At 51.1% G+C, this 22,172-nt stretch carries 22 protein-coding genes and 1 pseudogene; 5 read left to right on the forward strand and 18 right to left on the reverse strand.

What is annotated here, in order from left to right; genetic code table 11:
* Window positions 1–177: 177 nt before the first annotated feature.
* The 3 genes from FYJ35_RS13690 to FYJ35_RS13700 form a co-directional block, all read right to left on the reverse strand.
* Window positions 178–1,539 carry an MATE family efflux transporter gene (locus tag FYJ35_RS13690; RefSeq protein WP_154527474.1) on the reverse strand — a complete coding sequence of 454 codons (1,362 nt, stop codon included), beginning with the start codon at window positions 1,537–1,539 and terminating at the stop codon, window positions 178–180.
* Between the two features lie 58 nt (window positions 1,540–1,597).
* On the reverse strand, window positions 1,598–2,119 hold the full coding sequence (locus FYJ35_RS13695; protein WP_154527475.1) for a nitroreductase family protein: 522 nt from the start codon (window positions 2,117–2,119) through the stop codon (window positions 1,598–1,600).
* Window positions 2,120–2,278: 159 nt separating this feature from the next.
* Window positions 2,279–2,584, reverse strand: coding sequence for a phenylalanine--tRNA ligase beta subunit-related protein (locus FYJ35_RS13700; protein WP_154527476.1), 306 nt, complete (start codon window positions 2,582–2,584; stop codon window positions 2,279–2,281).
* Window positions 2,585–2,627: 43 nt separating this feature from the next.
* On the opposite strand from FYJ35_RS13700, the pseudogene FYJ35_RS15280 reads away from it, so the two are divergent.
* Window positions 2,628–3,070 (forward strand): annotated as a pseudogene (locus FYJ35_RS15280) (4Fe-4S binding protein); the annotation flags it as partial.
* 76 nt (window positions 3,071–3,146) lie between these two features.
* Here the strand turns inward: FYJ35_RS15280 and FYJ35_RS13710 are convergent.
* The 12 genes from FYJ35_RS13710 to FYJ35_RS13765 form a co-directional block, all read right to left on the reverse strand.
* The gene (locus FYJ35_RS13710) at window positions 3,147–3,581 is read right to left on the reverse strand and encodes a helix-turn-helix domain-containing protein (protein WP_205839854.1); all 435 of its coding nucleotides are present in this window, start codon (window positions 3,579–3,581) and stop codon (window positions 3,147–3,149) included.
* 444 nt (window positions 3,582–4,025) lie between these two features.
* A complete protein-coding gene (locus FYJ35_RS13715) occupies window positions 4,026–4,442 on the reverse strand; it encodes a DUF6508 domain-containing protein (protein ID WP_154527477.1) in 417 nt (138 codons plus the stop codon).
* A 13-nt stretch (window positions 4,443–4,455) separates the two neighbouring features.
* A complete protein-coding gene (locus FYJ35_RS13720; RefSeq protein WP_205839855.1) occupies window positions 4,456–5,019 on the reverse strand; it encodes a hypothetical protein in 564 nt (187 codons plus the stop codon).
* 47 nt (window positions 5,020–5,066) lie between these two features.
* Window positions 5,067–5,225 carry a hypothetical protein gene (locus FYJ35_RS13725; protein ID WP_205839856.1) on the reverse strand — a complete coding sequence of 53 codons (159 nt, stop codon included), beginning with the start codon at window positions 5,223–5,225 and terminating at the stop codon, window positions 5,067–5,069.
* A complete protein-coding gene (locus tag FYJ35_RS13730; protein WP_154527478.1) occupies window positions 5,207–5,512 on the reverse strand; it encodes an ATP-binding cassette domain-containing protein in 306 nt (101 codons plus the stop codon). Before FYJ35_RS13730 ends, FYJ35_RS13725 begins: the two co-directional genes overlap by 19 nt.
* A 122-nt stretch (window positions 5,513–5,634) precedes the next feature.
* Window positions 5,635–7,227 carry a 23S rRNA (uracil(1939)-C(5))-methyltransferase RlmD gene (gene rlmD, locus FYJ35_RS13735; RefSeq protein ID WP_277067871.1) on the reverse strand — a complete coding sequence of 531 codons (1,593 nt, stop codon included), beginning with the start codon at window positions 7,225–7,227 and terminating at the stop codon, window positions 5,635–5,637.
* Window positions 7,228–7,379: 152 nt separating this feature from the next.
* Entirely contained in the window at window positions 7,380–7,688 is a 309-nt protein-coding gene (locus tag FYJ35_RS13740) for a hypothetical protein (protein ID WP_321049924.1), read from the reverse strand.
* A 64-nt stretch (window positions 7,689–7,752) separates the two neighbouring features.
* Window positions 7,753–10,212, reverse strand: coding sequence for an ATP-dependent helicase (locus tag FYJ35_RS13745; protein WP_154527479.1), 2,460 nt, complete (start codon window positions 10,210–10,212; stop codon window positions 7,753–7,755).
* Between the two features lie 41 nt (window positions 10,213–10,253).
* Window positions 10,254–10,484, reverse strand: coding sequence for an ATP-binding protein (locus FYJ35_RS13750; RefSeq protein ID WP_205839857.1), 231 nt, complete (start codon window positions 10,482–10,484; stop codon window positions 10,254–10,256).
* An 86-nt stretch (window positions 10,485–10,570) separates the two neighbouring features.
* The gene (locus tag FYJ35_RS13755) at window positions 10,571–10,912 is read right to left on the reverse strand and encodes a YerC/YecD family TrpR-related protein (RefSeq protein ID WP_154527480.1); all 342 of its coding nucleotides are present in this window, start codon (window positions 10,910–10,912) and stop codon (window positions 10,571–10,573) included.
* Between the two features lie 117 nt (window positions 10,913–11,029).
* Window positions 11,030–12,652: an SH3 domain-containing protein gene (locus FYJ35_RS13760; protein ID WP_205839858.1), complete on the reverse strand. Its 1,623-nt coding sequence runs from the start codon at window positions 12,650–12,652 to the stop codon at window positions 11,030–11,032.
* Window positions 12,653–12,780: 128 nt separating this feature from the next.
* Window positions 12,781–13,635 (reverse strand): SH3 domain-containing protein, encoded by an 855-nt coding sequence (locus tag FYJ35_RS13765; RefSeq protein WP_205839859.1) that lies wholly within the window; start codon window positions 13,633–13,635, stop codon window positions 12,781–12,783.
* Window positions 13,636–13,948: 313 nt separating this feature from the next.
* Between FYJ35_RS13765 and lepB the strand changes: the two genes are divergently transcribed.
* A complete protein-coding gene (gene lepB, locus FYJ35_RS13770; RefSeq protein ID WP_235906588.1) occupies window positions 13,949–14,620 on the forward strand; it encodes a signal peptidase I in 672 nt (223 codons plus the stop codon).
* A 119-nt stretch (window positions 14,621–14,739) separates the two neighbouring features.
* Here the strand turns inward: lepB and FYJ35_RS13775 are convergent, their stop codons facing one another.
* Window positions 14,740–16,161 carry a radical SAM protein gene (locus FYJ35_RS13775; RefSeq protein WP_320807679.1) on the reverse strand — a complete coding sequence of 474 codons (1,422 nt, stop codon included), beginning with the start codon at window positions 16,159–16,161 and terminating at the stop codon, window positions 14,740–14,742.
* A gap of 319 nt (window positions 16,162–16,480) precedes the next feature.
* Here FYJ35_RS13775 and FYJ35_RS13780 point away from each other — a divergent pair, with 319 nt between their 5' ends.
* Together FYJ35_RS13780 and FYJ35_RS13785 are read left to right on the forward strand one after the other, a co-directional pair.
* A complete protein-coding gene (locus FYJ35_RS13780) occupies window positions 16,481–16,834 on the forward strand; it encodes a putative signal transducing protein (protein ID WP_154527483.1) in 354 nt (117 codons plus the stop codon).
* Between the two features lie 105 nt (window positions 16,835–16,939).
* Window positions 16,940–17,557, forward strand: a complete 618-nt coding sequence (locus FYJ35_RS13785; RefSeq protein ID WP_154527484.1) for a glycerol-3-phosphate acyltransferase — start codon at window positions 16,940–16,942, stop codon at window positions 17,555–17,557.
* A gap of 108 nt (window positions 17,558–17,665) precedes the next feature.
* Here the strand turns inward: FYJ35_RS13785 and FYJ35_RS13790 are convergent, their stop codons facing one another.
* Entirely contained in the window at window positions 17,666–19,606 is a 1,941-nt protein-coding gene (locus tag FYJ35_RS13790; RefSeq protein ID WP_154527485.1) for a polysaccharide deacetylase family protein, read from the reverse strand.
* A gap of 344 nt (window positions 19,607–19,950) precedes the next feature.
* Between FYJ35_RS13790 and FYJ35_RS13795 the strand changes: the two genes are divergently transcribed.
* A complete protein-coding gene (locus tag FYJ35_RS13795; protein ID WP_154527486.1) occupies window positions 19,951–20,901 on the forward strand; it encodes an SH3 domain-containing protein in 951 nt (316 codons plus the stop codon).
* Between the two features lie 51 nt (window positions 20,902–20,952).
* Here FYJ35_RS13795 and FYJ35_RS13800 read toward each other — a convergent pair whose 3' ends face one another.
* The gene (locus FYJ35_RS13800; protein ID WP_154527487.1) at window positions 20,953–22,170 is read right to left on the reverse strand and encodes an AI-2E family transporter; all 1,218 of its coding nucleotides are present in this window, start codon (window positions 22,168–22,170) and stop codon (window positions 20,953–20,955) included.
* Window positions 22,171–22,172: the final 2 nt, after the last annotated feature.

The following is a 22,172-nucleotide window of genomic DNA, read 5'->3' on the forward strand; positions in this document are numbered from 1 at the left end:
CTCTTCTGCCAGTAGCCGTTCAATGATCTTTACTTTTTCTATCGGATCAATTTTGCTTTTCCTAGACATAGAAATACCCCCAAGTAGGTTTTATATTTCATTGTCCTACTTGGGGGTAGCATATCATGGATAAAATCAGCGGTAATACCGGTTTTTCTTTCATGAAAGTGTCATTCATCATTTTTCTCTTTGGAATACCTTATGAGATATTTTGCGGCGATGCCATGCCATCATCACAAGCGCAACGAGCAAAGTGGCGGTTTCAGCAACCGGGAATGCAAGCCAGATTCCGTTCAGATGGAACAATTTGTCCAGACACCATAAGGATGGAACAAGGAAAAGCAGTTGCCTGCATAATTGAATTGCCATGCTGGAACCTACTTTTTCTGTGGCCTGACAATAGGTGGAAATCATAGTAGAAAGACCGCAAAACAGATAGCTTGTCGCCATAATCCGCATAGCGGATATTCCAAAGGAGCGCATGGCTTCCGATGCCGTAAACAATCCCAAAAGCTGCGCCGGAAAGAGGATGACGGTCAATGTTCCCAGTATCATCATACCGGAGACCAAAGCGGTTCCGTAGAGGAAAGCAGAGTGCAACCTATCTCTGTTTCCCGCACCGTAGTTAAACCGCATAATAGGAAGACAGCCCTGGGTCAGCCCGTTGACCGTCATGACAATCAACTGCTGCACCTTAAAATACGCACCGAAGAAAGCGATTGCCGTATCAGAATAGGCGACCAGAAAAAAGTTTACAAAAGTCACCATAAAAGAACTAAGGGCATTCATAATAAAAGACGGCAGTCCAAGGGTGAAAATACGGCCAATCAGCCACTTTTGCAAATGAAATCCTTTGATCTTTATCCGCACTTTTTGCTTTTTGCCCAGCAGCAGAGCAAATGCCAAAATCATGGATAACAAATAGCCCGCAACAGTAGCCACCGCAGCGCCACGGATTCCCATAGCTGGAAAAACACCAATACCAAAAATTAGGAGTGGGTCAAATACAAAACTAACGACCACTCCTGCAATCTGGAACCACATAGGAGCAATCATGTTCCCAGTAGCCTGTATCATCTTCTGGATTGCGATATGCACCATGTTGGGAATTTGCATGAACGAACATACGCTCATATAGGCAAGACTCAACTGATAAATTTCTTCGTTATTGGTAAATGCCCCAAAGTAGGGTTTCATAATCAGTAATGACAGAAGATTGAGCAAAGCACCAACTCCAAAGGCCAGTAACAATCCATGTGTGACGGTAGTATTTGCCTCATTCTGCTTTCTCTGTCCAAGATACCCTGCAATCAGTACATTCACGCCAACGCCGATCCAGATAGATGTCGCATTCATCAAAGTTGTAATGGGAAACGACAGGGAAACCGCCGTCAAAGCATTTTCACTCAGCCGTGCCACAAACGCGCTGTCTATCAGGTTATAGGAATATTGCAGGAACATGGAAATCAGCGGCGGTATCGACATTTGCCAGATGAGTTTTCCAACGGGCGCAACCGCCATTTTGTTATTGGTCTGCATACTTTCCCTCTTCTCCACAAATTGTCCGGCGCAAAAAATTGCGCCGGACAGCGGGACATTAAATCCGAACAATATAGTTTTGTTTGCGTGCTGCGGGCTGACCGGCTTCCTGGGCCGGATAGCCCAATGCAATCGCCCCGACGCCACGCAAGGTTTCCGGCAGCTTCCACTCCCGCAGGAGAGCCTTGCCACTTTCACTGTCAAAAATCTCACGTTCCCGATGTACCCATACAGTTCCCAGCCCAAGGGCATGGGCGGCGAGCATCATGTTTTCGAGGACGCAGCTTCCGTCCTCCACAAAGGTACTTGCGGAGCCATCTGCCAAAACCAGGATCACGACAGGTGCGCCATAATAAGGGTCTGTGTTGCTCCCCATCACTTCTGCGTTTAGTTTTGCAATCTCCCGCCTATATTTGGGGTCTGTAATTGCAATGATGGTTGGAGATTGATACCCTCCACCGGTAGGAGCGTAAGTCCCTGCTTCCAGTACAGCGTCCAAAGCCTTGGAAGGGACGGGTTCTGATTTATAAGCCCGTACACTACGGCGCGTCTTGATAAGAGACAAAAAATTTTTTTCCATACAGATATAGTCCTCCATTCTGCTAACACTTCCGAGATACGAGCAACAAAAAAAGCCACACAACTATCACAAGACAGTTGTGTGGCAAAAAGATGACCGAATCCGGAAAAGTCCACTAAAATTTTGCGCTAATTATTATAGCGAACTTAAAGGAGACTGTCAAGCATCAATCATTACAGAATTGTGGCGGCTGTCTGTTGTTTTTTGTGTTACTTTATGGCACATGAGAGTTTCATCTTTCTCTCCGCCAAACGCAAGGAAAGTATCATCTGGTCGTGCAAGGCGAATACAAATGTCTTCGCTACTCTTTCCTAAATCGTGTGCCCCCATAGGAAGTGTATATTTTAAGGATATGGCATTTCCCAAATCTACGACGGGATTGATATGCGGTACTCCCTTTCCTTTAGCTATACGGGTGAAGAAAGCTTCAATCGAACAAAAGTATTTATTGGGGTTGATATTCAAGGCTCAGAATGCTTCTCGATATGGTAAAATATCCGGATCTTCCTTGACTTTTCTGCCCTACAAAGTGCCAAAGGAGCCGCGAAAAAAATAGGATGGATCAGGTATATCACCTTTGCGGCTTCACTGATCTTTGTTGCAGCATTGTTCCTTGCTCATGTGGGGAGCCTTGAGAGAATCATGTTCTGGGCATTTATCATTGGTAACATTCTCTATTATACGACAGGAATTATCCTTGCATTTTCCTTCAAGGATAACCGGGCATTCTGCAAGTACATCTGTCCGATTACTGTTTTTCTGAAGCCGATGAGTTATTTTTCTCTGATTCGTCTGAAATGCGATAAGGAGAAGTGTATCTCCTGTGGGAAATGCAAACGTGTTTGCCCGATGAATGTTGATGTGACAGATAATTCAAGGAAACGTAAAAACGGTACAGAATGCATCCTATGCATGGAGTGCGTAAAGAACTGTCCCAAAGACGCATTATGACAACTTCAAGTTTGTGCATATAGAAACACTTTTGTAAAAAGGGAGTTCATTTTTTAATTTTTCGAATCACCCTTCCTCAATCCTGCTTTTCAAGACTCCGCTCCATTGCGTTTCTCATATTCGACATGAACACTTCCTCCGGAATCAGGGCAATTCCATTTTCGTCGCTGAGAACGACCATGCGCTGTCCTCCCGTCAGTCCAAACAGATCTCTTGCCCCCTTCGGGATGACGATCTGACCTCTTTCGCCTACGGCAACAGAACCCCAGATATTTTTTCCTCTGGGAGCGGGTGGAATGATCCCCAGTCCTTCCACGGATTCCGTCCTGATCAGGCTGTCAATGGTCGTCCCGTATACTTCTGCCAGTGATAAACACTTTTCAATATCGGGGACCGTCGCACCGGTTTCCCACTTAGCATACGCCTGTCTGGAGATCCCTATTTTTTCAGCGATCGCTTCCTGTGAAAACCCATGGAGATTTCGAAGCATCACCAGATTGTCTTTCAGCATGCGTTCCTCCTTACTACAGATCGATCTTCTCAAAATCCGCGCAGGCCTTTTGATACGACAGATATGTTATTCCCGCATAAAACAGGACTCCGCCAAGAAGCAATGATATCTGTAAAATGATATGGTCCAAGCCGAAAGCATTTACAGCCGCAAGGCCCGGGAAATGATGCAGCGCTTCAAAGACTCCGATCATCAGAAATGCGGCAATGATATATATGACAAAGGGCTTCCCAAGCTTATGGGCTGTCCTGAAAAAACCGCCCACAAAGATTAACTAACACCTTCCCTATTTTTCCGTAGTTCTCCCAAAGTGTTACCCGTATTACCTTTTGAGGATTTCTACTTTCCATATTTCATACTATCTCTCCATAACTCGCCATAAGTTTAGTATCTCAATAGTATAAAGAAAGAGTCTTGACCATTTGTTAGTCAAGACTCTTTTTATTATTCTTCATCTATTTCTTTCAGTCTTAAAAGCCATTTTTTTATTACACCACTTTTGAAAAATGAGAGTAGTACACCATCGCAAAATCGGTCTGCCCGAACAGTTCCTACAAGCAATGCAACAACGCATTTCCCATCCAATGAAGATACATCCGTATTTTGCATGGATTCCTTTTCCCATTTAATGTTATTTGTTTCTAAAATATCGTGATAACGGTTTGATTCGTATTCTGGGTGCTTAGAAACAAAGTCATAAACATCTTCTATGAAATGGTCTACCATATTTGAATAGGTTATGTAAGGCATTTGAATAGGATTCTCTAAAGTACCTTTATTTTTTCTGTCAATTATCCATTCTCCAAAATTATCATTTTCAATAGCGGATAGATAACCAGTTAATGTTGTATATGTCATCATTTAATCACACCTTTCATGTAAAGGAATTTCTGATTTCGTCAAGTCTATTTTCTATAAGATATTGGCTCATATCACGAATTTCCCTAAAACCTCTTGTTTGATAAATAGCCTTACTTGAATCAAATCCGAAACCGAACATTCTATCATCTTTTGTTGGGTCTTTTTTCTGCTTCACTTCCGACATAAACAATGACATTTCCTTATTTGTGAAAGCAAGCATGATAGTATCCCAAGTTGTGCTTTTTGCACCTGCATTTTTAACATCATCAGAATGCTTTGCATATATCCCGACCAGCATATACCAGTTTGCGTTTTGCTGAACAGGGAACCTATTAAACCACAAGTAGAATGGATAGCCAGAATCTTCCTTGTCATTATAATATGTCCTAGACATTTTAACTTGAATAGTGTTGGCCTTGTTGCACCCATTGTCATAGCGATATAGCAATAAGTCAATACCTTTTTCCTGTGCCGAAGCAGGAATAAAAACAGAAGTACCTTTTATTTTTTTGGATAGATAATCTGCAACTGCAAACTCTCCATACTGCATTGTAAATATTGGTTGCATTTTGTTCACCCTAACACTCTTGGACTGATAACGTATAATACGTTTCGCAAATTCAATTAAATAAAGATTACATTGAATAATCCGAAAACAAACAGGGCTGCGCCCAGGTAAAACAGATTGGCGTTCATCAGCGCATTCTGCCTGTAAATGGATGAATCCTTAAGGACCGTCATAACAAACTGATATTTTCCCTTGACTACATCATTCTTTGCCACTGGCTTTTCTTTATCGTCTTTCTCGGAAACCAGCTGACTGCTCCGGTGGAATACCCGATCCGCTGCTTGATCTTTGCTTCATTTCCGGCAAGCGGCATTCCAAAGTAAAAGATCTTACCGCTGTCAGTATGGATCAGATTCAGCATGGCTTTGATCGTGGTGCTTTTCCCGGCACCGTTTCGCCCGATGAATCCGGTGATCCTGCCTTCTTCCAGCGAGAAGGACACGTCTTTCATCTGAAAATCTTGATAGGTCTTACAGATATTCTTTACTTCTACAATATCCATGTGGTCCTCCAGAAATATGATTTCCATGAATATTGTAAAGTCTGATTGCGTCGATTTCCACTAACCGTACATAACAATTTATCACGTATTTTGTTACATCTGGTTGCATTACCCGTCTGCAATCACCCTGTTTCCCTGCCTGCATGAAGTGTTTGAAAATGCCTGAATGCCTCTATGATCGCGTCTTCCTTTTCCTTCGGCGTCTCCGGCGACCGGCTGTCCTCACTCTCCGCCGCCGTCACATCCATCTCGTCCATATCGACCTTCACGCTGATGTGATTCTTTGTCTCAGAAAGTTTGGACAAAAGACATACCGTCTCGACGTGACACGTACCTGGAAAAAGGTCCACCCCGCACATCTTTTCAACTCTGTACCCTGCCATCTGCAGCGGCTGCAGGTCTCTTGCCAGACTCGTTGCCTTACAGGAAATGTAGACAATCCGTCTGACGCCAAACGCTATGATCTTGGTCATCGCCTTCGGATTGATTCCTTCTCTGGGTGGGTCAAGCACAATCAGGTCAGGCTTTTCCGGAAGCTCATCCACCACTTTCAGGACATCGCCGCAGATAAAATCGCAGTTGTCAAGCCCGTTCAGCCTCGCACTTTCCCTTGCGCTCTCCACTGCCTCCGGGACAATCTCCACTCCGGTCACATGACTTGCAGCCGGTGCCAGTACCTGCGCGATGGTTCCAGTTCCGCTGTAAAGATCAAAAACAGTCTTTCCAGTCGTATCGCCAATATACGATCTGACCGTATCATACAGCACTTCCGCCCCTCTGGAGTTGGTCTGAAAGAATGAAAAGGGCGTAATCCGGAAGTTCAGCCCCAGCAGGTTTTCCGTGATGACAGCGCTGCCGTACAGTACCTCTGTCCCGCCGTTATTGATCGCATCAGCCACGCTGTCGTTTACCGTATGCAGAATGCCGACGATCTTCCCTCTGACCGGAAGCGCACGCAGACGATCCACGAGCTGGTTCAAATCCGCCTCTTCCTGTGAGGTTGTGACAAGATCAACAAGAATCTCCCCTGTATTCGCTGCCCGCCTCACCAGGAGATGTCTGAAATATCCCTGGTGCGTCACTCTGTGATAATGAGGCAGGCTGGTATCTCTCGCCCACTCCAGAACACACTTCAGAATCAGATGAAAGTCCGGATCAACAATCCGGCAATCATCTGTCGTCAGAATGTCATAGAAGCTTCCCTTCACATGAAGCCCCAGCTGAAGCTCGCCGCCCTTCTCGATGTCGCCGAATGAGAATTCCATCTTGTTGCGGTATGCCGGAACATCAGGACTGGCCTTAACGCCCTGGAACCAGACTGGCTGTCCTCCTTCCGGGGCGGAGACAGTGGATTCATCCTTCTGACAGTCCGCCCCAGGGCCTGGCGCCGCTTCCTTCACGACCGGTTTAAACAGTCTGATCATCTGATCTTCCTTCAGTTTGAGCTGATCCTGATAGGACAGGGTTCTGTAGCTGCACCCACCGCACCTTCCAAAATGCGGACAGTCCGATACAATCTCGTTCCCCGCACGTTTCATCACATCCAGCAGCATCCCCTCACAGCGGTGTGAATTCTTTTTTGTAATTCGGAAGCGGACTGTCTGGCCCGGAAGCGCATCCTTCACACGTACTTCGTGCTCCCCTTCCAGCACAATCCCTCTGCCCGGATATTCTGTCCGCAGAACCTCTCCCTCGTATACCTCACCCTTCTTCACAATGTCCTCCCTCGCACGCCGGACGGGGCTGAGCGCCTGCCCTGCTTCTGCAGAACGATCCCCCGGTCTGCCTCCTGAAAAACAAAAGGGGCTGCCGCCTTCGGCAGTCCCTCTTCTATACCAGATTCTTATCTACTCAAAAACGGCCCGGTTTACTCGTCCTTCTTCTCCTCGGACTCCTTCTTTTCGTCTTCCTTGCCATCCTTTGCCTGCTCTTCATCATCGAAGAAATCATCGAAGTCATCGTCGAAATCATCATCGAAGTCTTCCAGATAATCCGGCGTCAGATAGCGATATACTGCATATGCAACCGCTGCAATAGCCGCGATGGCACCAACCACTGCAAGCACCCAGAGCACCGCATTCTTATGATTCTCATTGTCACGATCCTTCAGCGCCTTAATCAACTCATCTTTTTTCATGTTCGGAGCCCGTCCTTTCGTGTATTCCTTACAGGCCATCTGGCGCCTGCAACCTTCGTTTTTTCGAGTATAGCACACCCGCCAGCCATTTGCCACCATTCGTTTACAGCTTCTTCAGTTTTGCAAAACCTGCAAGCATCTTCTTGACACCGAACCGGTCAAACTCGACGGTCACTTCCTTGTCGCGGGCACCATCCGCAATCTTCCGGACGGTTCCTTCCCCGAACTTGATGTGCCGCACCCGGTCGCCTTCCTGATAGTCCAGGTCCGCAGTCTTCTGAAGGTTGCTGCCCTTGAGCGCACTCAGATCCACCTTTCCAAACGTCACGCTTCCCTGTCCTGATGCAGATGAGCCAGCAGTGCGCAGTCCGGTTCCGGCAAATGAACCAGTACCCTTGCTGCTGCCTGTGTGCTGACTGCTTCCGCGCATATAGAAGGGCTTTGCCCGGAATTCCTCGTGCTCACGCTTCCGCTCCGCCTGTGCCTTTGAGAGCATGTGGTAGGAATCATTTCCTCCGATTTCATTCTGTCCGCCTGCCGTCTGTCTGTTCCGGTTGTCATCGAGCAGTTCCTCGGGGATCTCATCAATAAAACGGGAAACCCGGTACCACTCTGTCTGCCCGCGCAGCATCCTCGACTTGGCCGAAGTCAGTGTCAGCCGTTTCTTCGCACGGGTAATGCCGACATAACACAGTCTTCTCTCCTCCTCCAAATCTTCCTTCTCACCGCTGGAGATCGAATGGTAGCTGGGGAACAGACCGTCGTCCATTCCGGCAAGATATACATTATCGAACTCAAGCCCCTTTGCGGCATGCAGTGTCATCAGCACCACTCTGTCGGCATCATCCGCAAGGCTGTCAATATCTGCGACAAGTGCAACCTGCTCAAGGAAATCCTGCAAAGCCGGGAGACCAGTGCGCACCTGTCCTGCATGCAGCTCCGCTCCGGACTGAACACTGCCTTCGCCTTCGACCGCTCCAATCTTTTCCGCCGCCTGGTCAAACTGGGCGGCCTTGCTGATCAACTCATCGATGTTTGCAATCCGGTCGAGGGCCTCATCGGTGCGTTCCGCCTCCAGCTCCTCGACATAGCCGGTCTCCTTGACCACCATTTTCAAGATATCGGCAACATTCTTTCCGGCGCTCTGACTCCTCAGCTTCTCAATCAAGCGAACGAATTCCGTAATCTTCGAGGCACTTCTCCCAAGTCCCGGGACAACAGCGGCGTGGCTCGCTGCCTCCATGAAGCTTGTCCCGCAGGATGCCGCATAGTCGGCAACCCTCAGGACAGTTGTCTCACCGATCCCCCGCTTCGGCGTATTTATGATCCGCCTGACGGAGAGGTCATCTGTTCCGTTCGCCATTGTGCGCAGATAGGCCAGGATATCCTTGATTTCCCTGCGTGCGTAGAAATTCACGCCGCCGATGATGGAGTACGGCACATTTTCCATCAGAAGCTGTTCCTCAAGTGCGCGGGACTGGGCATTTGTCCGGTACAGAATGGCACACTGCCCATACTGGAAGCTGCCCTTCCTTTTGAGACGTGCAATATCGTCGACGATGTAGTACGCCTCCTGCTGAGCGGTGTCAAACCGCTTCAGCGTGACCTTTCCGCCCTGCCCATTCTGCGTCCAGAGCGTCTTCCGCATCCGTCCCTGGTTGTTCGCGATCACTGCGTTCGCCGCATCCAGGATGGTTTGCGTTGACCGGTAATTCTGCTCCAGACGGATGACCTTCGCATCGTTAAAAATCTTCTCAAAATTCAGGATGTTTCCGATATCGGCGCCCCGGAAACGATATATGGACTGGTCGTCATCTCCGACAACACAGAGGTTTCGATACTTCTGCGCGATCAGGGAGACGAAAACAAACTGTGCCTTGTTCGTATCCTGGTACTCGTCGACCAGCAGATACCGGAACCTTTCCTGGTAATAAAGCAGCACTTCCGGATCCGCCTGAAACAGTCGGACCGTGAGCCCGATCAGATCATCAAAGTCGAGCGCATTGCTGTTCTTCAGCCGTCTCTGGTATTCAGCGTAGACCCCGGCTATGGTTACAGACTCCTGATCATTTCCCGCCCACGCCGCATAGTCTGCCGGATAGATCAGCTCATCCTTTGCCGCCGAGATGCGCGACAAAATCATCCGTTCTTTGAAAACCTTCGTATTGACGTTCTGGTCCCGGCAGATATCCCGCAGCAAGGACTTCGAATCATCCGAGTCATAAATCACGAAGTGGTTATCATAGCCGATCCGGTCAATAAACCGGCGCAGGATCCGGACACAGGTAGAATGAAATGTCGCAACGTTGATGGCCTCTGCTCCGAAGCCGACCATCCTGTTGACCCGTTCTCTCATCTCCCCTGCGGCCTTGTTCGTAAATGTGATCGCGCAGATATTCCAGGGTTTGACCTGTTTCTCCGCGATCAGCCAGGCAATCCTGCTCGTCACAACTCTGGTCTTGCCAGAGCCTGCTCCTGCAAGAATCAGCAGCGGCCCGTCTCCGGCCGTCACAGCTGCAAGCTGCTGTGGATTCAGGCTGCCTGTTATCTGCTCCTGGTCCATATGTCTCTCCTCCAATATTCAGTCTGCTGCGGCTGCTGATGTCACTCATCAAATTCGCAAGTAACCGTGTATCCGCTCTCGTCTTCTCGGACGGATACCACTGTCCCGTCAAACACCTTGAGCCGCTCTCTCATTCCATAGTTGGCGCTCATCGCAACCGCGGGCTCAATCGTGTAATACCAGGTTTCCGGAAGCTGACCTTCCGTCACATGGATTTTGTCACCTGGCTTCACAAGATTCTCCCGCTCCATCTTGAATTCCATCTGACGCATGCTGTATCCGCCTCCCATATATGATCCAGGTCAAAAGAAACCGGCGGCTTTCACCGCCGGTCTGACCTTTTTCAATTGCACTCCGTTCATCTGCCTTCGGTTTTCCTGCCAGATTCCTTCTTCTCCTGCTCCTTCTTTCCGGTAATCCCCATCCGGCTCAGAACAACTTCATAGCCATCTGCTCCATAGACAAGAGAGCGGTTCACCCGGCTGACCGTCGCCGTAGAGGCCCCTGTCTCATCTGCGATCTCCGCGTATGTCTTGTCCTCTGTCAGCATCTTCGCAACCTCAAACCGCTGGGAAAGTGCCTGCAGCTCATTGACTGTGCAGACATCCTCCAGGAACTTGTACGTTTCTTCCCGGGTCTTCAATGTCAGTATGGCATCGCAGAGATCATCCACTGCCGGCGTTCTGACCGGTTTACTCATAATCCTCGTCTCCTTCTGCTGTCCCAACAGCCTGCTGCTCGTTCATCCACTGTCACATTCACTGCGACGGCGCAGGCACCTTACGGCACCTTACCTTTGCGCTTCTGCTTCCCTTTTTCACTCGCCTGTCACGGATGTCGCGTACTTCGTCCCGTCCGAGGCAGTCTGAGAATTGTCAACAGATGCCGATATGTGCAGTCCGGAGTAAAGTCCGTCAGCCGTTGTAATGTCTGCATCCCCTGTATAAATCGTATAGGTTTTGCCATCGTCTCCGGCGACTGTCACAGTATTCGCAGAGGACGCGGTCACCGTTCCGGAAATGGTGGATACACCGCTTGCCTGCGTCCCGCTTCCGGAGCCACCGCCTGAACTGCCCGTATTGCCTGTATTGCTGCCTGTACTGTTTCCGTTTCCTGCACTTCCGGAACCGCCTGTGGAACTTCCGCCGGAGCCACCGCTTCCTGCCGGTGCCGTGGAGGACAGGTATGACTTGGAGATGTACCCCTTTCCGGAGCCGGTCGAAACAATATACCAGTTGTCTGTCTCACCGATGACCTTCACGGCGCTCCCCGCCCCGAGTGTCGCCAGCACGCTGGAGCCTGTCCCCGGGTTGGCCCGGACATTCACGCCGTCCGTGGTATACAGTGTTGAGGCGCTGGCATAATTGGAAGCGGTGGCCATCTCCGCAGCTGAAGCCGAACCAGAAGCGGGATCCGCCGCAGCGGTCGTGGAAGGTGTCGTCGTCTGTGTATTGGTCAGGAAGTCCTTCCTGATGTAACCGGTCACTCCATTCACGCTCACCTGGTACCAGCCGCTGGTTTCTCCCGTGACTGTCACCTTTCCGCCTGCCGCGAGCGTTCCGACAATGTCCGTATCAGTCCCCGGCCCTGAACGGATATTTACCACATCACTGTCAGCCGAGTACATGGTCGTCTGCTGTGCATACTTTGAAAGGGTTGAAGTCTCACCCGACGCTGTCGGAGAAGCCGTCTGCGCCGTTGTCTGCTTCGTATCAGTCTTCGTTGTCTCGGACTCTCCTGTCATCACATCCGTCACAGCCTTCAGCTCCTCATCCTTCAGCACAGAGAAGCTGTAAACAGAATCCTCGACTGCCTTCAGGAGGGTACTGTTGTTATCTGTGATGGTTCCTGTGATTACGTAGGCCTGATCAGGTGCCACAATCCCATATGTGACAGCATAGGCCCACATCCTGGCATCCGCGTTGTACCGGACGACATAGCGGTAGACATTCACACTTCCGACTGTCTTTGTCTCATAGCTTTCAATATTGAAGGCGCTGGCCTCCGAATACTGACTCAGAAGCGCCGCCTGGAGATTCTCCTTCGTCGTCTGCACCGTAAGTGTTTTCATCGCTGCTTCTGTACTGGCATGAACGATGTTGATCATCGCGTCATTCCCGGATGAGAAAACCCGCATCTCATCCGCATCCTGCGTCACCTTCCAGGTGTTGTCCGGCAGTGTAATCTTTACCGTCCCGTCCTTCGACGTATAGTCAACAGATGTGATCAGCCTCTGTGTCTCTGGTGTTGTTTCTGCCTCTGTCTCCGACTCAATGATCACACGAACAACCTTCGTCTGCTCGCTCGAGGCTGCCGTATTCTCACTGTCGGCACTCCCTGTACTCCCACCGATCCTGGCTTTGCCACACCCGGAAAGCATCACTGCAGCAAAGAGCACACAGGATAATCCGGCATACGCCACCCTGCTTCTCTTACTCAAGTTGTTTTCCTCCATATCGAATCTCTTTCGCAAGTCATTCTCTCGATATTTTAACACGCACCATATGCCTCATCAAGAAAAAAGAAAGCGGCATAAACAGCCGCTTTCTCTCCTGTGTGCAGCGCTTCTCAGCCAACCAGGTTCTTATTCACATAACCTGTGACGCCATTGTACTCAACCTGATACCAGCCATCTGCATCCCCGGTGACAGTGACCTTCTCACCTGCGCTGACTGTCCCAACCACATCTGATGTCTGGGATGCGTCGGCGCGGATATTCGCATCTGATGCCACGGTGACCGTATTGCCCCCGGCAGACTGACCGGAAGCAGATGATGATGTATTCTGCACAGAACCCGTGTCCGTATTCTGTGCCGTTCCGCCTGCCGCAGCCGCTGTCTCTCCCGCGCCGCCTGCCGCTGCAGCCCGCTCCTCGTCTGTCTTCGGCTGTACCTCTGTCTCAGACATAAACTGCTTCGAGACAAAGCCTGTGTACTCCTGCGGATTTCCGTCATTATCCGTATACGGAATGGACACCTCATACCAGCCTGGCGTCTCTCCGACGACGGTTGCGGTCTGTCCCTGGTCGAAGCTGTAGGAAATGTTCTCTTCCTCTGTTGTCGGCGTGTCGCGGACGTTCACATCATCCTTCGCCCACATGGTCTTCGACTCTGTGTACTTTGTCTCCTGCGCCATCTCCTGTTCCTTTGTGAGCGGAGCAGTTGTCTGCGGCTGTGTCTCAGACTGCGGAGCCGGTGTCTCGGTCTGCGGTGCCTGCGTCTCGGTCTGCGGTGCCTGTGTCTGCGGTTCGCTCTCTGTCTGAGGAGCCTCCGTGATCTTTTCCGTCACACGGATGACCGGCGCCTGTGTTTCCTTCGTTGTGGATGCTGTCCCTGTTCGTGCCTGGCCGCAGCCGGTCAGGGTTGCCGCAGCCAAAACTGCTGCAGCGGCTGCAAGCACGATCTTTCTGACATTGTTCTTCATTCGTCTATCCCCCTTACATCCAATTTCCTTTATAACCCCATCGATGTCCATCTATCTGTCATGAACTTCAAGTGAGTCTTATCATACCATCTGAAGCGGTTAAAAACAAGCTGTCGATCCTCTTAAGAATACCTTAAGCGAATACCTTAAGCCATGACTGCGTGATTGTACGGCTGAGCGTGTCCGGATATTTTCTGTGCCGTTGGACGATCCGCGCTGCGGGTGATATACTAGGTCTGTTTCTGTTCAGGATTTTGCCGATGTTTTTTATTATGAAGGCAAAATCATTTTCATGAAAAGAAGGGGTTTCCACATGCCGAAGAGCACGGACAAAAGCCAGCAATCAGCCGGAGGGGCTTCCGGCGGGAAAGGGGAGCAGTCGATGCTGAAGGAAGTCCTCAGCTGGGTCGAGGTGATTGTCATTGCTGTCGCCCTTGCTTTCTTCATCGACAATGTCATCATTATCAATGCGACCGTTCCGAGCGGCTCGATGGAAAAAACCATCATGACGCACTCGCGGGTTCTCGGTACGCGTTTTGCATACTGGAAGAGCAGTCCGAAGCGGGGAGATATTGTCGTTTTCCGCTATCCGATCGATGACGCACTCGGGAAAAACACGCACTATATCAAGCGAATCATCGGACTTCCCGGCGAGAAGGTTGAGATCAAGGAAGGAGCCGTTTACATCGACGGGAAAAAGCTGGAGGAATCCTACATCAACGGTACCTGGACTGTCGAGAACGATGGCTTTACGTTCGAGGTTCCGGAAGGAGAATATCTGATGCTTGGGGATAACCGGAACAATTCCAACGATGCCCGCTACTGGCCGTCACTCGCGATCCGTGAAGGGCTTGCCGCCAATGAGAAGGAAGCCATGCAGTATGCCTTTGTCCCGAAGAAGAAAATCCTCGGCAAGGCTTATATCTGCTACTGGCCATTCAGTGATTTCGGTTCTCTGTATTCGGAAAACCGTGGAAAATCATGAAGCCTCCATCCCCCAAAAAGCTTCCTAATGAGAAGATAAAAGATCTCCGGAGCTGCACCCGCAGCCCCGGAGATCTTTTTCTGTCTTTTCATCGAGACGTCTTGTTCCTGTGCAGTTTCTTACTTCACAGCCTGCATGGAACCCTCTTCCTTGCCGTCACTTCTGGTGAAGTGCTTCTCCTCCCACTGCTTCTCGGCAACAGGCGCCCACTTCTTTGCATAGTCCTCGCACTTGTCGCAGAGTGCATCGACATCCTCCGGTGCCTCCATATCGGTGGACTTTGCACCGCTGGCCTTGACCATGGCGCGCAGCTTCTCCGGATTCTCAAGCATCGGGCACGGCTGCAGGTAGTTGTGATTGAACGGCTGGTTCTTTCTGTACTCCATGAACAGCGGCTGCTGAAGTGCCTCAAGCAGCGTCTGGTTCTTGATGTTCGCTGATGAGTAGTGGATGAAGACACACGGCTCCACATCCCCGTTCGGGTTGATGTGCAGGTAATACTTTCCGCCTGCGATGCAGCCATGGATATACTCACCGTCATTCTGGAAGTCGATGGCCATGATCGGCTTTCCGGTGTGGTAACCGCGGATCCAGCGGACTCTCTGAATCATGTACTCGCGCTCTTCCGGTGTCAGAAGAAGATCCGTGCTTGCTCCGCATCCGACCGGCATGTAATGGAAGTACCAGAGCATCTTGCAGCCCTTCTCGATCAGCATGTCCAGGAACTCGTCGCTGGTGACGACCTTGTAGTTGACGGAAGTGTAGCAGATGGATGCCCCGAACAGGCACTTGTACTCCTTCATCAGATCCATCGCATGCATGATCTTGTCGAAGGTTCCCTTGCCGCGACGGCTGTCATTCGCCTCCTCAAAGCCCTCGATGGAGATGTTGGGGCTGACATTCCCGACACGAACCATCTCCTTGCAGAACTCCTCATCGATCAGCGTTCCGTTCGTGTAGAACAGGAAATAGCAGTCCTGGAATTCCTCTGCAAGGCGGATAATATCCTTCTTGCGCATCATCGGCTCCCCGCCGGTCATGACATAAGCATGGATGCCAAGCTCACGTCCCTGCTTTACAATGCTCTCAAGCTCCTCATACGTCAGAGCGAGCGTATGGCCATACTCTGCCGCCCAGCAGCCTGTGCAGCGGAGGTTGCACGCGGAAGTCGGATCCATCAGGATGACCCACGGTACATTGCAATTGTACTTTTCTGCCATCTGGCGGGTCTGCTTATAACCACGGATACCTGCCTCATAGCCGACATTCACCGCCAGCGCCTTCATCTGCTTCGGTGTAATATCATCGAACAGACCGCTGATGTACTTGTACCACTTTGTGTCGGTGGTCGCGATGGCATCGCGCATTCTGTCATAAGCCGCCGGATCCCAGGTGTCCCCGATGAACTTCTGGGCAAGATCGATGAACTGCATCATCGCCTTCTGTCTGTCCTTGTTTGTATGCTTGATCGCAGCATCTACAAGAAGCTCGACCCCCTTACGCTCTGCTTTGTGCGCAAATGAATCTGGATTGTAAGCCACTTCTATATCCTCCCATATCTTTGCATTGCATATTCACTGTGCAGTTTCCGTATCAGAACCCGCACAATGACTGATCCTGCTTTGAAGTGTACATCCTGCCTCTTTTCCGTGGCAAGCGACAATGTCTCTCTTTTGTCAATCATCCGGGATATGGCCTGTTTTCCGGCATTTCTGAGCAGATGGATGGGCATTTGTCAGACGCCTTTTGCTGCGGTTGCTCCCTCTGTCACGCTCAGGTATAATGGTCCCGAAACAGCAGATTCGAATCGGTCAAGGCAGGATCGGACACGTTCGGCAAATTCAGAAGAGGTACAGGATCATGGCAATGATGGATCAGATCAAAACAGATATGAAAAAGGTACACCTGGCATATGCGCCAACGCAGCAGGATGCCGACGCCTGGATCAGTTTACTTGAAAAATCGGGCATCCATGCAGAAAAGGGCAGCGGAATCCGGGATCTTTACGCAATCGGAAGCCCCGTTGGCATTGAAATCCTGGTCCCCGAGGAGGATGCTCCGAGAGCGCAGGCGCTTCTGAAAACACAGGTACATCTGCCCGATTCTTCCGGAGCGGCCCCCAATGCAGCGGGCAGGACTTTGAGGTGGGTTGTTGTCAGTGTCATCGCCATCGCAGCGCTGCTCTTCATCCGAGTTCTGGTGCTTCGGCAGTGACACTCCTGATGCGATACCTGCGATAACGCCGAAGCACATGACCCGGTCTGCCCGTTCACTGACTTGCTTCCCGTCTTGTTTCAAATATGAATCCGGAGGTTCCATATGGCAGCAAAACTTATCAGTCTCCTGATCGGCTATCTCTTCGGTACGATTCTGACAGCCGATCTGGTGGTCCGTAAAAAAACCGGAAAAAATGTCTTTGAGGTTGGTTCCGGGAATCCCGGCATGGCCAATGTCATGCGGCAGTTCGGCTTCAAGGCCGGTGCCCTCGTTCTTTCAGGCGACCTTCTGAAGACGATTGCCGCCGTCCTCGTCACAATGCTTCTGTTCCCGAAGGGTGCTCCCGTGCTCCGGCTGTATGCGGTCCTCGGATGCACAGTCGGTCATAACTGGCCGCTCTGGCACCGCTTCCGTGGCGGGAAGGGTGTCGCCACAACATGCATGGGCATCTTCCTGTATGCCCCGCTCCTCGGACTGATCTCCGATGCCATCGGGATGCTTGTCGTCTTTTCCACCGGCTACCTCCCTGTGGGCGCTGTTGTGATTACCACCCTCTTTGCTGTCCTGACATTCCTGTTCAAGGGTGCGGAGGCCGGCGTGCTTGCTCTGGTGCTTGCCGCCATCATGTTTGACAGACATCTTCCCGGGCTGATCCGAGTTGCAAAGGGCGAGGAAAAGCGCAACGCCCAGTATTTTAAGAAGCGTTCCGGCAAAACATGATCCTGTCAGGGGCCTGACATTGTCTCTGCCGCAGTCTGAGAAAATTCTGAAAAAGGGAGAGTTGGCCGTCCCAATCTGGACGACCGGCTCTCCCTTTTCATCTTCGTTTCAGGACTGTCCATTTGCCACAACCGGCGTCGGACGCTGGTCGTTAAAGATCCCGGATGTGTCAATCAGCTTGCTGAGCGAGGTGTCCTGCCCGTTCTTACACAGCCACAGCCGGTATCCGTCGATATCAATTCTGCCCTGTCGTACATACTTGTCTGTTATCTGCACCCAGTGCGGGACTGACCCGTCTACGTTGCAGTAGAAGTGATATCCAACACTGTTGTAGTACGCGTACTTATCATTGTCGTCGGAATATCCGGTCCAGTCGCCGATGTCATTGCCATGTGCAAAGATGATCGTATCGGTCTTCCCGAGGATCGGTTCCACCGTCGCAACCCACCGTTCATTGTCCGTCTTCAGCTGTTCGGCTGTCTTATCCGTGACGGACAGATGTCCCCATGTGTGAGACGCAAACTCCCATCCTTCATCCTTCAGCGCCTGCGCAATCACCTTCGCATCCGCCACATCCTTGTCGAAATTATATTCCGGGTGTGCCTGAAGCCACTTGGCCTGGTCATCCTCCAGATGCTCCTTCTTTACGTAATCAGTATCTGTCCGGTAACCGAAGACACCGTTATACCCGGTCATTGCCATGATGCCCCTTGCGCCCTTATAACATCCGTCCGGATGCTGTGCCAGAAATGTGTTGAGCCTCGGCACGACATCATAATCCCCGACAGACTCCTGCCCGTTTGCGTCAACATAGTGACACTTGACCTGTCCGTTCTCATCCAGAACAAGCTTATCCGGGAACCCGGCAGGCTCATAGGAGTGGTAGTAGCTGCAGTCATCGACGGAAAGGACAATCGGCTTCTTCCCCGGCGGGAGCATCAGGCTGGTGTTGGGCGTAAAGTGCGGCGTTCCGTCTGCGTCTGTCGTCTCCACAACCAGATCGCGCAGCCGTACATAGACATAGCCCGCATCGTACAGCCGCTGTGTCACCTGATCAAACTCGTCGGTCGTCACCATCCAGGCATTGAAGCCGTCCGCCTGAGACTGCCCCAGCACGCTTGCATTAAACGCTCTGGACGGATCATTGACCAGCGAGTGGTAGAAAATGTGCGGCACCGTCGTCACGTCTGCTGCCACGCAGCTGGCCTTTGTCGCCTGATACTGCGAAATCGCGTCCGTGATGGTCTGGTCATTCTGATAGTCAGGAATGCTCTGAAGGAGGCTGATGGCCCCGTCGTAGTCATACTGCTCCGCCATCAGCTGCGCCTTCGCGATCGTGTCTGCACTGGCACCTGAGGCAGCTGTCTGTGTTGTCTGAGGCGTCTCCGTCGTCTGTACGGGCGCGGCCTCCGTCTCCTTTGCCTCCGTTTCCAGGCTCAGCTGCGGTGCCTGCGTTTCCTTCACAACCACACTGCTTCCGCCTGACTCTTCCTTGCCGCTTCCGGATTTTTTGTCTAAAAATGAAAGCGCCGCAGGCACCTTGTCAGGTCTGCTCCCCAGGAACGATGGCCATGGAAGATCGCTGTCCTGCGGGACAAGCACCCTCGCATAGGTGAAACAGGCGAGAAGGGCGATCAGCACAATCACCACTGTGATAAACAGGTTGCGTGTCCTGCGCTCTCTTCTTCTTCTCTGCGCCCGGCGCGACATCGCATCATCAATCCGTGCATCGATCTCCGGATCGTCCTCATCGATCAGTCTTCCATGTACACGCTGAATCCCGGCTCCGTCCATTCCGCTGTCCTGTGCCTGCCAGCCCTGCATCCCCCCGGAGCGGGGCCCGGATTCTTCCTTTCTCGCCTGGTCCCATTTTCGGCCGCGGCCTTTCTGGTTCTGCTGCCTTTCCCGGAACACTCTCATCTCCTCCGGATCAATCTCCGCGCTGTAGTACTTCTCCTCGTCCTCGGTGATCAGATCGTCATCCAGATACCCGTCAAAACTCTGATCGACCAGATGCTCACCTGGCTGTCCTGTCCTCTTATCCGACATCTTTCCTCCCGAAATTGCTCTCTTTTGTCTCTCCTCACTGCGTATGCAGCCGTTCTTCACTCATCTGTCCATGTCCCAAGCGTGTTTGTGTGATTGAATGCGTTATTTCCATGTGTTTTTTGTATTTTTTCAGGCAAACCGGTACTGATCTATTTTAGCATATCCATCTCAGGCGGAGCAAATCCATCCCTTATTTCTCCCCGATCATTTCTGCCTCAATTCTGCAACAACCTGCAACAATCCTGATTCTCCTGCCTGTCAGATCACGGCTTGAAAGAATACGGTAAATCGTCTAAAATGACGGTTATCTATGGCAGCAAGAATGAATCAGGAGGGTTCACCACATGAGCAACAAACACACAAACAAGTCCCAGGGAGACAGCTCCTTCCGCGAATGGCTGTCGGATAATCTCCGGTATCTTGTTCTGATCATAGCCGCGCTTCTGATTGTCGTCGTCATCGTCATGGTCACAACTCTCGTCGGACAGTACCGTAGCAAAAAGCCTTCCGAATCCGGACAGAATCCGGCCTCCGATATTGTCATTATGTCTGAGTCTGTAACAGAAGCGTCGACACAGTCTGAATCTGAAAAAGCGACACAGAAAGCGACCGAAAAGCCGACCGAGCGTCAGACAGAAAAGAGGACCGAAAAAACAACTGAAAAAGTGACTGAAAAAGCAGACACAAAAGCCACTGAAAAAACAACTGCCAAGGCGGCGCAGCCCGGCACTTCGTCCGGTTCGAAGTCCGACGCCTCCACCGTATCCGGCATCGGGACAACAGATCTTGACAATGCCACATCGAAAAGTACCACGAAGGAAACAACAGCTTCTTCTGCAAAGACCAGCTATCTTGCCGGCGGTTCTTCCTCTGTGAAGGGCAATGCCTCCTCCGTCACGAATATGGATACCGGCTCCTCCGTCGGAAACTATACGGCTCCGGCGGGCAGCTCCTCCAGTTCAGCCTCCAGCTCGTCCACGGATACCGGCTCTTCATCCGGAGGGTCCGATCAGATTGTGATTCTTCCGGGAAGCTCTGCTTCTCAGGAAGGCGGCGATGAGAACGGTGCGAACGAGGCACAGCCTGAGCAGCAGGTTCAGCAGGAGACATCCGCTCCTTCAACGGCAACGATCACAAGCGCCTGCTACATCAGGAGCGAACCCGGCTACGGTGACAACATCATCGGTTCGCTGTACGGCGGCGAATCTGTCAATTACTACGGCATCGTCGAAGGCTGGGCAAAAATTGAAGTTGGCGGTGTCACCGGTTACATCGGACCGAAGTTCATCGATTGAATCCAATATCTGAACCGTCAAAAAGGATCCGCCTCTCCGGCGGATCCTTTTTCATTCCTTGTCCGTTCGTTCTGTCTGGCTTTCCTGCCTCTTCCGGGCGGTCATCCCGCTTTTCTCCTTCTTTTCCTGATCCCTCTTCGTCTTCCTGGCCTCCAGCTTCGGGAGGATGCCATCTTTATAGATATAGTCGATGATTGCTGCAAATGGAATGGACAGCAACACACCCACTGCTCCGAACATTCTGCCGAACACGATGATTGAAATCAATATTCCGATCGAAGGAACACCGAGCGTATTGCCAAACAGCTTCGGCTTGATCACATAGCCGTCAACCGTCTGCAGCGCGATCGTAAAGATCAAAAACACCAGTGCATACCACGGATTTATCAGAACCAGGATGCCCGCCCCGGTCACGGCACCCAGAATCGGTCCGAAGGTCGGCGCCAGATTCGTGACGCCGACGACAACGGAGATCAGAGGTACGTACGGATAGCCGACAACCAGCATAAACACTGCATTCGCAATTCCGATAATAAATCCATCCAGAAGGTCGCAGAGGATGAAGCGGATCATGATTTCATTGCATCGTCCCAGAAAATGGTTGCTTTTCTGATATCCGCTGTCGCTGACGATTGCCCTCCACAGCCGGTGCGCCCCTTTCCGGATTCTGACCTTGTCCATCAGAAAGTAGATCGCGATGATGACCGCAATCACACCGTCAAACACGTTCTTCCCGTAGGTGATGGTCGTGTTCAGAAGCCCGTCTACGCTCTTCGGAAGCCGGCTCGTAATCAGCTGAACCGCATTTGTACCGACAGAGGTGTACTGCGAGATGTCAACGTTGTGCGACGAAGCCCAGTCGTTGAGCTGCTGCATCAGGCCGCTGAAGGCTGAGCTGTATGAATCCAGATTGGATATAAACAAACGCACGCTCGAAATCAGCTGTGGGATCAGCGCGACCAGAATCAGAACGATAAACAGGACGATGCTGAAAAATGTAAGCAGGACGCTCAGTCCTCTCCGGACCGTGTCCTGCCTCACCCTTCTGAATACCTTCTGTTCAAAAAAAACAACCAGCGGATCCGTCACGTATGCAATGATCAGCCCGATAAGGACGGGTTTGACAAAACCGATCAGTCCGCCGATCCCTCTTCCAATCACTCTGAGATTAGAGAGGAGCAGATACAGTACCACTGCGGAGCAGGCAGCGAAGGTCATCGCTGCCCACGGCTGCTGCAGTGCTTTTTTGAAGCGTTCTCTTTTGTTCATTC

The sequence above is a fragment of the Porcincola intestinalis genome, assembly GCF_009696445.1.
Lineage (GTDB): Bacteria > Bacillota > Clostridia > Lachnospirales > Lachnospiraceae > Porcincola > Porcincola intestinalis.

Coding starts and splice junctions, on each gene's coding strand:
- FYJ35_RS13740 (WP_321049924.1), bottom strand. CDS start 7,688: ATGGCCTGTAAGGAATACACGAAAGGACGGGCTCCGAACATGAAAAAA.
- FYJ35_RS13730 (WP_154527478.1), bottom strand. CDS start 5,512: ATGGATATTGTAGAAGTAAAGAATATCTGTAAGACCTATCAAGATTTT.
- FYJ35_RS13755 (WP_154527480.1), bottom strand. CDS start 10,912: ATGAGTAAACCGGTCAGAACGCCGGCAGTGGATGATCTCTGCGATGCC.
- FYJ35_RS13785 (WP_154527484.1), top strand. CDS start 16,940: ATGGCAGCAAAACTTATCAGTCTCCTGATCGGCTATCTCTTCGGTACG.
- FYJ35_RS13750 (WP_205839857.1), bottom strand. CDS start 10,484: ATGCGTCAGATGGAATTCAAGATGGAGCGGGAGAATCTTGTGAAGCCA.
- FYJ35_RS13745 (WP_154527479.1), bottom strand. CDS start 10,212: ATGGACCAGGAGCAGATAACAGGCAGCCTGAATCCACAGCAGCTTGCA.
- lepB (WP_235906588.1), top strand. CDS start 13,949: ATGCCGAAGAGCACGGACAAAAGCCAGCAATCAGCCGGAGGGGCTTCC.
- FYJ35_RS13780 (WP_154527483.1), top strand. CDS start 16,481: ATGGCAATGATGGATCAGATCAAAACAGATATGAAAAAGGTACACCTG.
- FYJ35_RS13690 (WP_154527474.1), bottom strand. CDS start 1,539: ATGCAGACCAATAACAAAATGGCGGTTGCGCCCGTTGGAAAACTCATC.
- FYJ35_RS13790 (WP_154527485.1), bottom strand. CDS start 19,606: ATGTCGGATAAGAGGACAGGACAGCCAGGTGAGCATCTGGTCGATCAG.
- FYJ35_RS13800 (WP_154527487.1), bottom strand. CDS start 22,170: ATGAACAAAAGAGAACGCTTCAAAAAAGCACTGCAGCAGCCGTGGGCA.
- FYJ35_RS13715 (WP_154527477.1), bottom strand. CDS start 4,442: ATGATGACATATACAACATTAACTGGTTATCTATCCGCTATTGAAAAT.
- FYJ35_RS13695 (WP_154527475.1), bottom strand. CDS start 2,119: ATGGAAAAAAATTTTTTGTCTCTTATCAAGACGCGCCGTAGTGTACGG.
- FYJ35_RS13795 (WP_154527486.1), top strand. CDS start 19,951: ATGAGCAACAAACACACAAACAAGTCCCAGGGAGACAGCTCCTTCCGC.
- FYJ35_RS13765 (WP_205839859.1), bottom strand. CDS start 13,635: ATGAAGAACAATGTCAGAAAGATCGTGCTTGCAGCCGCTGCAGCAGTT.
- FYJ35_RS13710 (WP_205839854.1), bottom strand. CDS start 3,581: ATGCTGAAAGACAATCTGGTGATGCTTCGAAATCTCCATGGGTTTTCA.